This is a genomic window from Bacillus sp. AR8-1 (assembly GCF_008042345.1).
Lineage (GTDB): Bacteria > Bacillota > Bacilli > Bacillales > Bacillaceae_G > Bacillus_A > Bacillus_A cereus.
Genome location: NZ_QNUB01000017.1, coordinates 374,808 through 389,948, shown reverse-complemented (window position 1 = coordinate 389,948; position 15,141 = coordinate 374,808). Strand labels below are relative to the sequence as shown.

Here is a 15,141-nt window from a genome sequence, read left to right as displayed (position 1 = left end):
TCCATGATTGGCATTATATTTGGCATTTGAATATTTGGCGGTATGACTTGTGGAATAACTACATTTTCTTTCGATACATTTGGTGACACTATATTCCCTACGTTTTCTTTCTTTACTTGTGGTGACACTATATTCCCTACGTTTTCTTTCTTCACTTGTGGCGATATTATATTCCCTATATTCTCTTTCTTCACTTGTGGTGACACTATATTCCCTACATTTTCTTTCTTCACTTGTGGTGACACTATATTCCCTACATTTTCTTTCTTCACTTGTGGTGACATTATATTTCCTACATTTTCTTTCTTGACTTGCGGTGACACTATATTCCCTACATTTTCTTTCTTCACTTGCGGCGTTATTATATTACCTACATTCTCTTTCTTCACTTGCGGCGATACTATATTATTTTTTTTCGTTTGCGGAGAAATGATATTGTTAGGTTTCATTTTACTAATTTGAGGAGCAATTAACTCGCTTCCTTTTTTTATTACATCTGAAATTTTATATTCTTTTTTCGGTTTTATTGGTGGTTGTGGCGGCTGTGGCAATACATTTACCGAAAACTTCGTGTTTTCTTTTTCCGCCGGTTTTTGTTTTTCTATCACAGGTGGTTTTTGAATAACAGACGGTTTTTCAACTGGTTTCTCTTTTTGAATTGGCTGTTCTTTTTGCACCTCTTTTTGCGGTTTCACCTGTACTTCTTTTTGCGGCTTTACCTGCATTTCCTTCTGCGGTTTTACTTGCACTTCTTTTTGTGTTTGTTGCATAGCTGGCTGCTGTGTAATTGGTGCTGATTGATACGTAACTTCTTCTTCATCTTCTATTCCAAGTGGAGTTGGTGTTGCTGCAAATTCTTTTTGTTGCACTTCTTTTACGTATTGCTTTGGAGGCGCTGAACCTGCTCCAGCCTGTTGTTTCATGTGAACACTCTTGGATGGCATTTTAATTTTCATACCTGGCATAATTAAATCTGGATTACTAAGTTGTGTATTTGTTTTTTTCAACGTATCAAAATCCACTCCGTACTTTTTCGCAATTTTCCAAAGGGTATCCCCTTTTTGCACGATATGAATTTTCAAATTTTCCCCCTCCTGTATAACTTATCTATAAGTAACAAATCTCATGAAGTAACTCTTTCTAAATAACATTAACTTCTTTTCACTTTTATCACTTCTTCGATTTTCAATATCATTCGAAGTGGAATAAGCATAAAGAACCACAATGATTTCTTCAAAACAATGTATGCCCATTTTGTTCTTGTTATGATTATATGTATGAAAAAAAGCAACAGGAATACCGTTGCTTTACACACGCTCTAACATACGATTTAATGCAAGAACCGCTTCTGCCGTTACTTGTTTATCTACGCTAATAACGTTAATTTCTTCTCCTCTTTCTATCGTTTCAAGTACCCATAATAAGTGAGGCAAATCAATTCGGTTCATCGTTAAGCATGGACACATAAATGGATTAAGTGAAACAATTTCTTTATCTGGATGTTGCTGAATAATTCGGTTCACTAAATTCATTTCTGTACCAATCGCCCATTTGCTACCAGATGGCGCTGATTCAATCATATCAATAATATATTTCGTTGAGCCTGCATAATCTGAAGCAGCTACAACTTCATAGCAACATTCTGGATGTACAATAATATTCATATCAGGATGATTTTTTCGTACGCTCTCAATGTTCTTCACTGTAAAATTTTGATGAACAGAACAATGCCCTTTCCATAAAATCACTTGAATTTCTTCTATATCCCCATCGTACTCTAATGAATCTGTGTGTGGATCCCATACTGCCATTTTATCTAACGGGATACCTAAATCGTACGCTGTATTTCTTCCTAAATGTTGGTCTGGTAAAAAGACGAGACGCTCTTTTTGAGTAAACGCCCAAGATACCATTTGCTTTGCATTAGAAGAAGTTACTGTTGCTCCTCCGTTACGACCACAAAACGCTTTAATTGCAGCTGTAGAGTTCACATATGTTAACGGAATCATCGTATCTCCAAATAATTTCTTTAGCTCTTTCCATGCTCTTTCTGTTTGTTCAATATCTGCCATATCCGCCATCGAACAACCTGCACGCATATCTGGTAAGATGACAACTTGATCATCTGTCGTTAACATATCTGCTGTTTCCGCCATAAAGTGCACCCCGCAAAACACAATATATTTTGCTTCTTTATTGCTCGCTGCAACTTGCGCAAGCTGAAGTGAATCCCCTGCTGCATCTGAAAATTGTACCACTTCATCTTTTTGATAATGATGCCCTGGAATGAATAACATTCCCCCCATTTTCTCTTTAATTTCACGAACACGCTTTTCCATATCTTCCGTTGACATCGTGTAATAACGCTCTGGTAACATCGTTTCAATTGGCTGTACTTGTTCTAAAATACTCATATACGTTTCTCCCCCTCTAAGCCACTTTCCTTACCCTTCAATATTGAAACTAATATCAAGTGCTTTCACTGAATGTGTTAACGCTCCAAGTGAAATATAATCTACCCCTGTTTTTCCGTATTTCGATAAATCTTCAATTGTGATACCCCCTGAAGCTTCTGTAAAAATAGCGCTTGGTACAATTTTTGAAAACTCCCGGATTTCATCTGGCGTACGATTATCGAACATAATAATATCCGCACCAGCAGCAACAGCCTCTCTCACCTGTTCCTCAGTTTCTGTTTCTACTTCTACTTTCACCATATGTCCTAACTTTTCTTTCACTGATGTAACAGCTTTTGTAATAGAACCAGCAAACACAATATGATTGTCTTTAATCATGACACCATCATATAAACCGAAGCGATGATTAAATCCACCACCACACACGACTGCATACTTATCAAACATACGTAGTCCTGGCATCGTTTTTCGCGTATCACAAATGCGAGTATGGCTACTATCTAAAGCAAGAACCGCTTTACGCGTCATCGTCGCTATTCCGCTCATACGCTGAATAACGTTTAATATAACGCGCTCTGCTGTTAATAACGATGCAATTGGCCCTTGCACAGTTGCAATGATTTCGCCTTTTTCTACAAGATCCCCATCTTTTTTATGAAGCTCTACTTCAATTCTCTCATCAATTAATTTAAATCCTAATTCAATTACTAAACGTCCTGCAAAGACCCCTGTATCCTTCGCAAGAAACGTTCCTTTCGAAAGTAAGTTATCTGGAAAAATAAGCTGAGATGTTACATCTCTTTCTCCTATATCTTCTAAAAAAAATCGATTTAATGCTTCTTTAACTTTTATCGTGTTCATAAAGCCCCTCTTCCCCTCATCACACAAGTTGTAGTTTTCTCTTTACTCGAACAATCTCTTTCTTTCCTATATTTCTATCTGGATAATCACTTCGGTAATGCCCGCCAATACTTTCTTCTCTTTGCAGGGCTGAAACAACTATAAGCTCACAAACTGTTAACATATTAATAAGCGTTATCTCTTCATTCGTAAGAACATCATGTTGTAATATCATATTCCGAACACCGTACTTACTAAGCCATCTCTTCGCATAAAATAAACTTTGCTCTGTTCGCACAATCCCAACATATTTCATCATACATTTTTGTATTTCTTCTTTCGTCGGTAAATGATTCAGAACGATAAACTTTGCTTCTTTGTCGGCTAGCATGTTCACATTTTCTTTTGTCTCTCTAGATAAAATGTGCCTTCCGATTCTTCCTCCAAACACAAGACCTTCTAATAATGAATTACTCGCTAATCTATTTGCACCATGAACCCCATTACAAGCTACTTCCCCGACTGCGTATAGGTTCGGAATAGACGTCTCTCCATCAGAGTTCGTTTTCACGCCACCCATGTGAAAATGAGTACCGGGCACGACTGGAATAAGGTTTTTATTTATATCGACTCCATTCGTTTTACATATCGATGACACGGTCGGAAAGCGTTGTTCAAAGTTTTGAATCATTTCGATGTTTAAGTACACTCTTTCACCCGCAAGTAGCTGTTCATGAATAGCCCTTGCGACTACATCACGAGGCGCTAAATCCTGTTCGGAATGTATATCCATCATAAAACGCTGCCCTTTGCCATTTATAAGGACAGCTCCTTCTCCGCGAACGGCTTCGGACACGAGGCCGGAACAACGCCCACCCGCGTATAACATCGTCGGATGAAATTGTATAAACTCTAAATCTACAAGCTCTCCGCCTGCACGGTACACCATTGCAAGTCCATCACCTGTAATTGTCTCATCATTAGAAGTAAAGGCGTATAAACCGCCAATACCGCCTGAAGCTAACACCGTATAATCTGCATTGTAACGTTTCAGTTCTCCTTTATTGTTGCGAGTTAAAGCCCCAACACATTTATCTTTTTCTATAATAAAATCAAGCACCATTTCCTGTTCCACTACCGTAACGTATGGAGCTACTTCTTGAATAAGATGCTCTAATAAATTCTTTCCTGTTGCATCGCCACCTGCATGTAAAATACGACGTTTTCGATGCGCTCCTTCTTTTCCAAGATGAGGACCTGTTTCATCTCCATCAAATTTCATTCCTCTTTCAATAAGGTTATTAATTTCTTTCGGTCCTTCCTCGACTAAATAACGGACCACTTCTTCATTGTTATAATGACACCCTGCTACTAACGTATCTTCAAAATGATCATTAGGATTGTCATATGTAGCTACCGCTGCGGCAATTCCACCTTGAGCTAAATGTGTATTATTACTACGTTTCGTCTCCTTTGTGATAATAATCACATTCTTTTCGTGACAAATCTCTTTTGCAACACGAAGTGCCGCAACGCCACTTCCAATAATTAAGACATCTGCACTTGGCATAATTGTTGCCTCCTACTTTACACTTTTCAACTGTCTTGACACCTATATTTACATAGTTTTAAAATAATGACAAGAGTTTTTTTATAATTCTTATTTTCACTACCATTTAAAAAGTAAAAGAAATGTAACTCTTACTAGAGAGAGGAACTTACATGATGATATATCTTGACTATGCAGCTACTACACCTATGAGCGAGGAAGCGTTACAAACATATATGAAAGCAGCTTCGCAATACTTCGGAAATGAACAAAGTTTACATGATATTGGAGGAACGGCTTCTTCTTTATTACAAGTTTGCCGAAAAACATTTGCGGAAATGATTGGAGGCAAAGAACAAGGCGTATTTTTCACAAGCGGTGGATCGGAATCGAACTATCTTGCGATTCAATCACTTCTAAATGCCCGAAATAAGAAGCATATTATTACGACACCTATGGAACATGCATCCATTCGAAGTTATTTTCAATCTCTAAAATCAAAAGGTTATACGATCACTGAAATTCCTGTTGATAAAAGCGGACTCATTTGTTTAGTAGATTTAGAGGCAGCTATTACAGAAGATACTGTGCTAGCAAGTATACAGCATGGAAACTCTGAAATCGGAACCGTTCAAAACATTACAAAAATCGGGCCACTTTTAAAAAAATATAATGTTTTATTTCATACGGATTGTGTGCAAACGTTTGGTAAACTGCCTATCCATGTTTTTGAGATGGGGATTGATAGTCTTTCTGTTTCAGCACATAAAATATACGGACCAAAAGGTGTCGGCGCTTGCTACATAAATCCGCAATCTCGCTGGGAACAAGTATTTCCAGGAACTTCTCACGAAAAAGGATTTCGCCCAGGTACAGTAAATGTTCCCGGCATCGCATCTTTTTTAACAGCTGCTGAAAATATATTAAAAACTCAATGGGAAGAAAGTTTACGTTTTAAAGAGTTACGATCCTACTTTTTAGAGCAAATACAAACACTTCCGCTAGAAATTGAAGTAGAAGGCCATTCTACTTCTTGTTTACCACATATTGTTGGGGTTACAATAAAAGGAATAGAAGGTCAATATACTATGCTAGAATGTAATCGTCATGGTATTGCCATTTCCACCGGAAGTGCTTGCCAAGTCGGTAAACAAGAGCCTTCGAAAACTATGCTTGCAATTGGAAAAACGTATGAAGAGGCCAAACAATATGTCCGCTTCTCTTTCGGACAACAAACAACGAAAGATCAAATTGATACTACTATTCATGCACTACACACAATTGGAAATCAATTTTATAGAGGTGTTAAATCATAATGAAACAAAATGAACAAAAAAAGATTTTAGGTGAAGAAAGACGACAGCTTATCCTCCAGTGGCTTCTTGCTGCAAATGAACCGTTATCTGGGAATGAACTATCGAAAAAGACGAACGTAAGTAGACAAGTTATCGTGCAAGATATTTCCTTGCTTAAAGCACGAAACGAACCAATTATTGCGACTGCTCAAGGTTATTTATATTTAAAGCCACAAGAGAAGCAACAAACTTTCGAACGCGTAATTGTATGCCAACATAAACCAGCAGAAGTACGTCAGGAACTTACAATGCTTGTTGACCATGGCGTTACGATTAAAGACGTAAAAGTTGAGCATCCTGTATACGGTGACTTAACAGCATCCATTATGGTAAGCAATCGCTTTGATGTAGAGCAATATTTACAAAAAATCGAAAACACAAATGCTTCCTATCTTTCACAACTAACAGATGGTATTCACCTACATACAATCGAGGCAGATTCTAAAGAAAAATTAGATGCTGCTTGTGAGGCACTGGATAAAGCAGGATTTCTCGTTTATTAATGTAAAGCACAGAGTTTTTATCATTCTCTGTGCTTTTTTAATGCTATAATATTGTAATCAATCGTAAAGGAGATCAAATATGGGAATTGAACTCGTTCACTTTAGCATTGGCAAACCGAAACAAATGAAATATGGCGAAGATAAAGAAATGATAACAGGTATATGTAAAGATCCTACAGAAGAGGCCTTTCTCTCAAAAGACGGATTTCGTGGTGATGACGTAGCGGATTTAAAACATCACGGGGGACCTGATCGTGCCGTTTGTGTGTACCCACACGAGCATTACGCACTATGGGAAGAGGAATTTCAAACTACGCTTCCCGCTTCCACATTTGGTGAAAACATTACCGTAACAAATATGTTAGAGCATGACGTATGCATCGGAGATACATATCAACTAGGCGAAGCAATCATTCAAGTAACGCAAGCTCGCGTACCTTGTAGCACAATTTCAAAACGTCTTGGCATCCCTGGCATTTTGCCGCGCATTGTAGCAACTGGATTTACTGGCTACCTATGCCGTGTTCTTCAAGAAGGTACTGTACGTAAAGATTCTAAAATTACATTACTAGAACGTCAACCCGGCAATGTTTCTGTTTTGTTCTCTAACGAAATTTATTTTCATAATAGAAAAGATAAAGATGGCATTGAAAAAATTCTTGCTGTTCCAGAACTAGCTGATATTTGGCGTGGTCAGTTAGAAGATCGTCTTGCGAAGTTAAAATAAAGTGAAACTTTAATCAGCCCTCACCAATCGGGCTGCCCGGCAAATAGCGGGATAAAGAATCCCACCTTTTGCAGGTGGGATTTTATTAATCTATCAAAAAATATACTAGGCAATGAAATGATATGGACGATTAGGCAAATACAAATATTCCATCTACATCTTACAACCAATAAGAAGAATAACTCCCCAGTACAGTAACAGAAAAACCGAGTGCTTCAAGTTCCATCGTTACGCCTGGCAATAATACGTCATCGTATGCTTTATCGACATCGATTAAGAAAAAGTAATTTCCAAGACCTGTTTTCATCGGACGCGATTCGATTTTTGATAAGTTTAATTTTCTCCATGCGAAAGCTGATAGCACTTGATATAGGGCACCTGCATAATCTGCAGGTAACGTTATCATAAGCGTCGTTTTCTCTCCGCGGTTTTCTCCGTTATTCGGGAGTATTGCTTTCTTTTTCTTATGGAGCACTAGGAAGCGTGTATGATTATTTTTATGCGTATGAATACTACGTCTTACAATTGTTAATCCGTATTTTTCTGCAGCTGCTTCATTTGCAATAGCGGCAATTTTTTCTTCAGGATGTTCTTTCACATATTGCGCAGCGGCACTTGTGGATGTCATATCTCGAACAGTTACTCCTTTTAATTCTTCATTTACAAACTTATGGCACTGTGCAATGGCATGCGGATGAGAATGCACCGCATATACTTCATCCCACACTTCTGCATACTGCGGATGTACAAGTAAATGCTGCTGAATTGGTACTGTAATTTCTCCTACAATAGAAAGCGGCTGCTCATGTACAAGATAATCAACCGTTATATTCACTGAACCTTCTATTGCATTTTCTAACGGTACGACTGCGAAGTCTACATTTTCATTTGCAGCTGCATCTATACAATCTGGAATCGTTCGATACGGTACATGATCTGCTTCCGGAAAAAAACGACTCACCGCCATATTTGTAAATGTTGCTTCTGGTCCTAAATATCCTACTCGAATCATCGTCTTTTCCCCTCTTTTTCGTTTTCTTACTGTTATACCATACTTTTTAATATTCTTCTATGTAAATTTCGAATATTAAAAAAAGACTAGCATTTGCTAGTCTAAATGTTTCTTATATTCTCTTTGAGCGAAGAAGAAATAAATGATACATGCTACGATATAAAACAGAATGAACAAACCTACTTTTTTTAATGATCCATCCATAAAAAAAGTATTATGAAACGTATATAACGCAACTGCACTATGCATACTCCCTACTATAATTGGCGCAAAAAATAGCATACATAATTGCCAACGAGAAATTTTCCATACTTCTTCCTTCGTCATTCCAAGTTTAGAGAGTGCACCATACTGCTTTCGGTCCGATGCAATATTATGGAACCATTTAAAATACACGATACTACATGAAGTAAGAAAGAATAATATACTAATAAACGAGCCCACAAATAGAGTAATATCGCCGCCTTCTTTCATACTTACATATAACTCCATATTACTTCGAAATGCATTATTATTATCTTGTTTCATATGTTTCCGTAAATCTTCATTCAATTTCTTCGTCTTTTCGATATTTGATAATGTGTAGCCTCTATATATCATCTTTTCAGAATCAGGAACCTTATTTGCTATATTGTCAAAGTCTTCATCATTCATAACGAAGAACAGACCATTAATGTACGAAGGGTGATAGTTAAATTGAACCCCTTCTTTCTGACCGTTAAATACGAATTGATATGGTTGATTCATTACTTGCAATTGAATCTCTTTTTGATTATATACATTCGAATTATTGTATTTATTATAATAAACGAGTGTCACTGTATCTTTTTTAGGATGATATGTTTTCTGTTTTTGTTTCCTCGCTTCTTGGTTATAATCACTTTCTTTTATAAGCGGTGCTATTGTTGTTTCTCCTTTATTAGACTGAAAGGATGCATACACTCCAACAAAACTCATATATTGAAAATCATCATACCCATATTGATTCAGTAATTTTTCAACCGCACCTTCTTCAAAGACTTCATAAGTAGAAATACCTTTTTCTATGTACGAAAACGAGTGTACCCCTCCCGTTCGCCACATATCTTGCATGCTAGAAAAATACAAGAACACCGTACCTGTTGCCGTAACTACAAACGTCGTTGCCATAGACATCAGAAAGAAAAAGCGACCATTTTCCTTCATTCGATGTGACAATTGATTCACTATAAATAAATATGGATATGTATACATAATCTTTTTATTTCGCTTTATCATTTCTAACACTTGGGTAGCACCATGCGCGAAAGAAAAATACGTTCCCAAAAAGACAAGTATAGACACAGGGAAAAAGTATATTGCTATCGTAGCCACCGTCACTTGTAGCGCTAACGCATATCCTATCCCTAAACAAATAAAGCCGAATATACAAAGCCACTTTGATGTTTTCTTCTCTTTTTTATCTGTTCGAAATTCTTTCAATAACCGAATGATTTTTATATTCCATATACGTAAAGCACTTATAAAAGATAACAGAATAAAAACGACCATATATGTAATAAATGTTACACCAATCGCACTTACGTCAAATATAACAGGGAGTTCTTTCGGAAGCCCCAGTAACATACTAAACACCATGAAGAAGAGCTTTAAAAAGATCAAGCCCAGCCCTATACCGAAAATATTAGCAAAAATTCCAATTAATATTTGCTCGGTCATAATTACTCCTATTACGTTAGACTTCGTTGCTCCCATTAACATATATAACCCTAATTCTTTCTTACGTGCTTCTATGAAAATAGAAGTAGAGTACAAAATAAATATGACGAAAAAAGAAATAATTATAACATTACATATGATAAGTCCCCAGCGTACGTTTTGATACCACATCGTCTCTTGCATATACGGATGTACAATGACAGACATATATGCAAAAGATGCAAATATCGCAAAACAACTACTTAAGAAAAACACTTTATAATTACGCCAATTTCCTTTTATATTTTGCAGCGCTAGTTGCCGAATGTTCATCTATCGTCCTCCTGTAACTTACTACATAGGCAAAAAGCTAGAGGTTCCCCTAGCTTTTTACGTGTTTTAAATATCCTCTTTGCGCGATCATAAAGTAAATGGCAGAAGCTAAAATGTATGCTCCAATTACAAGCGCACCTGATTTCCACAAATCAATATAAAGCATTTTCCCTAACGTATGAAGAGCAAATCCACTATGAATGGAACCGATTAAAATTGGGATAAAGAAGATAACTCCCATTTGTCGAATCGCAATTTTGCGAATTTCTTTATCTGTCATACCGATTCTCTTTAACGATTTAAATTGAATACGATCTTGTTCTTTATCGTTAAACCATTTAAAGTATGTCATACTACAAGCGAAGAAGAAGAATAGTACCGCCACGAAGAAACCGATGAACATTGTAATCGCTCCACCTTCTCTTATATCCTTATACGCAAACACTGAATTTCTCAATTCTCCTTGCTTTTCTGGTGCAATTTCATTTTTCAAATCTAATACAAGATCTTCTGTACTTTTCCAATCCTCAATATAATAACCGTAATATTTCGTCTTTTCTTCATCTGGTACGAGTTTTGCATACTTCTCAAAATCTTGATCATTTACAACGAGATATTCACTATCATTAAAAACAGAAAATGAAGTTGGGCTATTTAACTGAACAGACTGCTTTTGTCCGTTAATTGTAAATTCATACGGTTTCGTACGGTCTATCTTCATCAGTTCATTTGCCATATCGACCATAACCATCGTTGCACTGCCTGGTGCATTATGAACTTCTGTAACTTGCTCTCTCTTTTGTTCACGCACTTCTGCATTATATTCTTTTTCTGAAATAATCGTCATCGGTACTTCATGTTCACTATTAAACAACGTTATTTTCTGTGTTGCCGGTAGTTTAACGTAGGTTACTTTTCGCGCATCTTCAAACCCGTGTCTCTTCACAAGCTGCTGTACCTTTTCTTCATTAATAAGGTTATGCGTATTTAACCCCTTTTCCTCATATGAAATAGCATGTGGAGTTTTGACTACCGTTTTATAACTCATATCCTCAAAATATACGTAAAGCGTGCCAACTGCCGAGGATACAACCGCCGTAATAATAGAAATTACAAATAGAAAACGAGCATTATCTTTCATTTTATAAATAAGGTTACTAAGGACGAACATATTTGGGTACGTATAAAAAGATTGTTTTCGTTTTTGCAATGCTTTTAATACGACTGTACTACCTTGTGTAAATAGTAAATACGTTCCGCCAATTGTCAGTCCTACAACCGGTAAAAAGAGGATGAGGAAATTCAGAAACGTTACTTGGAAGCTAAGTACATACGCAGCAATAATACATCCTATACCAACTACACATAACCATGTAAATGCAAACGGCTCTACTTTTTGCTTTCTTGCTTCTCTTAATAAATCAATAATTTGCAAGCGCCCGACTGTCCAAACACTAAACAATGATAGGATTAAAAATAGAATAAAGTATACACCAGCTGTAATAAGAATTGCTTTACTATTCCAAACGAGTGGAAGTGTCTTATCTATTTTCAATAATACGCTTAACGCTTGGAAAAATAATTTTGAACAAAGCATTCCAGCCCCAATACCAACTACAATTGCAATACTACCTAACATCAGTTGCTCTAATATAATCATTCGGCCGAGCTGCGATTTCGTTCCGCCAATTAATGTTAGTAGACCAAACTCTTTTTTTCTTGCTCGTAAAAACGTTGAATTTGCATATAAAATAAAGAGTGCCGAGAAGATGACCACAATATAATTCATCGATTCTAATCCTTTTGTGATCATCTTCCTCATACTAATATTACCGCTTACGACATCTGGATGATAAATAAAAGAAGCATACATGAAAAATACGACAATCGATAAACAACTACTTATAAGAAACGCTTTATAGTTACGCCAATTTCCTTTTACGTTATTAAGCGCGAGCTGGCGAAAGTTCATGATACTCTCCTCCTAGCATCGCAAGTACGTCCAGAATCTCTTGGAAAAAGGCTTGTTTCGTTCTTCCTTTATGTATTTCCGAGAAAATTTCTCCATCGCGTATGAAAAGGATACGTTCACAATAACTAGCCGCTACTGGATCGTGCGTAACCATTGCAATCGTTACTTTCTTTTGCTCGTGTAAATCTTGTAGAGCGCCCATTAGCGATTTCGCTGACTTTGAATCTAAGTTTCCAGTTGGCTCATCTGCTAAAATTAACGTCGGTTCATGAATGATTGCTCTCGCTGCTGCTGCACGTTGTTGTTGTCCGCCTGATACTTCGTATACTTTTTTATTTAAAATTTCTTCGATGCTTAAAAACTTCGCAATTTCCAGTACTTTCGCATCGATTTCATTTACAGGTTTTTTCGCCATTACAAGCGGTAAAATTATGTTTTCTTTAATGGATAACGTATCAAGTAAGTTAAAATCTTGGAAAATGAACCCTAAATGTGTACGGCGAAACTCCGCTAATTTTGCAGCACGCATTTGATTAATTTCTTCACCATTTACAAGCACATGACCTGAAGTTTGCTTATCAATTGTTGCTAATAAATTTAAAAGCGTCGTTTTTCCGCTTCCTGAAGGACCCATAATCCCTACAAATTCGCCTTCTTCTATTTTAAAATTTATATCGTTTAAAGCAGTCGTCGCTACTGAACCTTTTGATTGGTACACCTTCGTTAATCCTTTTACTTCAAGAACACTCATTTCTAATCCCCCTATGTGTTTTCTTCTTACATTTACTATAAGAAAAATAAGAAAAAGAAACGAGTGATTTCCCTTACAAAACGTTTTGTTATCTTACAGTTTTGTCATTTTTCTCATTAATGTATGATACTCTTCATCTTTTGCAAATTGGAACGTGAATGTTGTTCCTTCTCCTTCAGCCGATTGAACATATATTCCATGATGTAAATTATCGCAAATTTCCTTCGTAATATATAAGCCCATCCCAGTCGCTTCTCTCGTTTTACGTCCATTTATTCCCGTAAAGAATGGATCAAATATGCGCTTTACGTCTTGCTCTGGAATACCAATTCCATTGTCCTTAATATGTAATAACACCTTTTGATTTTTCTCTTCAATTTGAAATTGAATTTCTTTTTTCTCTGCCGCTGAAATTTTTGTATACTTGATTGCGTTTACAACAATTTGACCTATAGCAATACTCAGCCATTTTCTATCAGATGCAACCATACAAGTATCTTCTTCAAACATCACTTTCGGAAATACAGACGATTGAATGAAGGATTTTCGATTTTCATTAATAATACCTCGCACGACATCTATAACATTTACTACTTCTACTTTATAATCCTTCGCAAACTGCTCTAGCCTTGCCATATGTAACGCTAAATCTAAACCATTTAGTATACGGTTATTTTCTTCACGAATACTTTCAACTGTTGCTCTTGCCTCACGATGCTCCTTGCCAAACTTCTGCAACAATAATTCAATAACAGATACTGGTGTTTTCATTTGGTGAATCCATTGGTTCATAAATATCATTTGCTGTTGCTCTTTCGCATGCTGTTTATGAACTTCATTCATATATTGCTGTCTTAATAACGTAAAAGATTCAACGACCATTTCTTGCTCTAATGTATAAGATTCATCAATAAGTAAAGAGTCATGTAATGTATTTCCGCCAGTAACATACTTTTTGATACTCTTTAAAAACACACTCCGTTTTCGGTAATCGTAAATGAGGTATACAGTAAACACAACTGTTCCTAATAAAAGTCCATATAACCACGTACTCCAATCAATGGATTTCTTTTCTAAAAGACTTTGCAACTGCAAAACAAGCCCAAATAAACAAAGGCTAACAATATAAGAAAGTATTAAAGAAAAGCGGTCCATGAGGTAATTTTTAACCTTCATGCCCTTCGCCCCACTCTGTAAGAAGCGCATAACCATATCCACGTTTCGTTACAATTGCATTTTTAATGCCTAGCTCTTCTAGTTTCTTCCTTACACGTTTTACATTTACGGTTAATGTATTATCATCCACAAATGCTACTTCATCCCATAGAGCTTCTAACAGTTCTTCACGCGTTACATATTGATTTGCCTGTTTCATTAAACACTCTAATAAGTAAAACTCATTTTTTGTCAGTTCAGTTTGTTGTCCCTGCCACTCAACGATATGCTGGGACGGGAATAACAACAGTCCATTTACACCTAAACAATCACTCTCAGCAGCAGAGGCATACTCTCCATAGCCACGGCGAAGCGCACTCTTCACCTTTGCCATTACGATATCTAAATGGAATGGCTTCGTAATATAATCATCGCCGCCATTTTCAATCGCCATTACTTGATCCATTTCCCCTGTTCTTGCAGAAACAAAAATAATCGGCGCATTCGATACAGTACGAATTTGACGACACCAATAAAAACCGTCAAAGTACGGTAAATTAATATCAAGTAACACAAGATGAGGATTTATTTTTACAAACTCATCTTTTATATGACGTAAATCACTTGCTCTAAATGATTGATAGCCATACCTTTCTAAATGCTCCTCTAATATTCCCGCAATTTTCTCATCGTCTTCTACAATTAATATTTTATACATGTTCTTTTTCTCCCCATAAAAGAATTCTTCTACATTTACTCCTTTTTCCATTATAAATTGAAAATTTAATTAGTGGGGATTTTTTCCTATATAAATCCGATTTTTACGATATAAAAAAAAGACTGCCGTATT

Annotated in this window: 12 protein-coding genes and 1 pseudogene; 3 read left to right on the top strand and 10 right to left on the bottom strand. The window is 36.4% G+C overall.

The window, feature by feature from the left end:
* The 4 genes and pseudogenes from exsA to nadB form a co-directional block, all read right to left on the bottom strand.
* Window positions 1-1,082, bottom strand: a pseudogene (exsA, locus tag DN400_RS13255) (spore coat assembly protein ExsA); the annotation flags it as partial.
* Between the two features lie 225 nt (window positions 1,083-1,307).
* The gene (nadA, locus tag DN400_RS13250; protein ID WP_098255611.1) at window positions 1,308-2,414 is read right to left on the bottom strand and encodes a quinolinate synthase NadA; all 1,107 of its coding nucleotides are present in this window, start codon (window positions 2,412-2,414) and stop codon (window positions 1,308-1,310) included.
* Between the two features lie 30 nt (window positions 2,415-2,444).
* The gene (nadC, locus tag DN400_RS13245) at window positions 2,445-3,278 is read right to left on the bottom strand and encodes a carboxylating nicotinate-nucleotide diphosphorylase (RefSeq protein WP_065229386.1); all 834 of its coding nucleotides are present in this window, start codon (window positions 3,276-3,278) and stop codon (window positions 2,445-2,447) included.
* 19 nt (window positions 3,279-3,297) lie between these two features.
* Window positions 3,298-4,827 (bottom strand): L-aspartate oxidase, encoded by a 1,530-nt coding sequence (gene nadB / locus DN400_RS13240; RefSeq protein ID WP_098255612.1) that lies wholly within the window; start codon window positions 4,825-4,827, stop codon window positions 3,298-3,300.
* A 152-nt stretch (window positions 4,828-4,979) separates the two neighbouring features.
* Between nadB and DN400_RS13235 the strand changes: the two genes are divergently transcribed.
* The 3 genes from DN400_RS13235 to DN400_RS13225 all read left to right on the top strand — a co-directional run bounded on the left by DN400_RS13235 (window position 4,980) and on the right by DN400_RS13225 (window position 7,391).
* Entirely contained in the window at window positions 4,980-6,122 is a 1,143-nt protein-coding gene (locus tag DN400_RS13235; RefSeq protein ID WP_065229388.1) for an IscS subfamily cysteine desulfurase, read from the top strand.
* Complete coding sequence (locus tag DN400_RS13230) at window positions 6,122-6,664, top strand: transcription repressor NadR (RefSeq protein WP_000812275.1); 543 nt, start codon at window positions 6,122-6,124, stop codon at window positions 6,662-6,664. Before DN400_RS13235 ends, DN400_RS13230 begins: the two co-directional genes overlap by 1 nt.
* Before the next feature lie 79 nt (window positions 6,665-6,743).
* A complete protein-coding gene (locus DN400_RS13225) occupies window positions 6,744-7,391 on the top strand; it encodes an MOSC domain-containing protein (RefSeq protein WP_023523107.1) in 648 nt (215 codons plus the stop codon).
* A 160-nt stretch (window positions 7,392-7,551) separates the two neighbouring features.
* On the opposite strand, the gene pheA is transcribed toward DN400_RS13225, so the two are convergent.
* The 6 genes from pheA to DN400_RS13195 all read right to left on the bottom strand — a co-directional run bounded on the left by pheA (window position 7,552) and on the right by DN400_RS13195 (window position 15,009).
* Window positions 7,552-8,403 carry a prephenate dehydratase gene (pheA, locus tag DN400_RS13220; protein WP_065229389.1) on the bottom strand — a complete coding sequence of 284 codons (852 nt, stop codon included), beginning with the start codon at window positions 8,401-8,403 and terminating at the stop codon, window positions 7,552-7,554.
* A gap of 96 nt (window positions 8,404-8,499) precedes the next feature.
* The gene (locus DN400_RS13215) at window positions 8,500-10,413 is read right to left on the bottom strand and encodes an ABC transporter permease (protein WP_065229390.1); all 1,914 of its coding nucleotides are present in this window, start codon (window positions 10,411-10,413) and stop codon (window positions 8,500-8,502) included.
* A 49-nt stretch (window positions 10,414-10,462) separates the two neighbouring features.
* The gene (locus DN400_RS13210) at window positions 10,463-12,385 is read right to left on the bottom strand and encodes an ABC transporter permease (protein WP_025117776.1); all 1,923 of its coding nucleotides are present in this window, start codon (window positions 12,383-12,385) and stop codon (window positions 10,463-10,465) included.
* Window positions 12,360-13,136, bottom strand: a complete 777-nt coding sequence (locus DN400_RS13205; RefSeq protein WP_000114526.1) for an ABC transporter ATP-binding protein — start codon at window positions 13,134-13,136, stop codon at window positions 12,360-12,362. Before DN400_RS13205 ends, DN400_RS13210 begins: the two co-directional genes overlap by 26 nt.
* A 93-nt stretch (window positions 13,137-13,229) precedes the next feature.
* Entirely contained in the window at window positions 13,230-14,312 is a 1,083-nt protein-coding gene (locus DN400_RS13200; RefSeq protein WP_000865403.1) for a HAMP domain-containing histidine kinase, read from the bottom strand.
* On the bottom strand, window positions 14,302-15,009 hold the full coding sequence (locus DN400_RS13195; protein ID WP_065229497.1) for a response regulator transcription factor: 708 nt from the start codon (window positions 15,007-15,009) through the stop codon (window positions 14,302-14,304). The genes DN400_RS13200 and DN400_RS13195 overlap by 11 nt, the downstream gene beginning before the upstream one ends.
* Window positions 15,010-15,141: the final 132 nt, after the last annotated feature.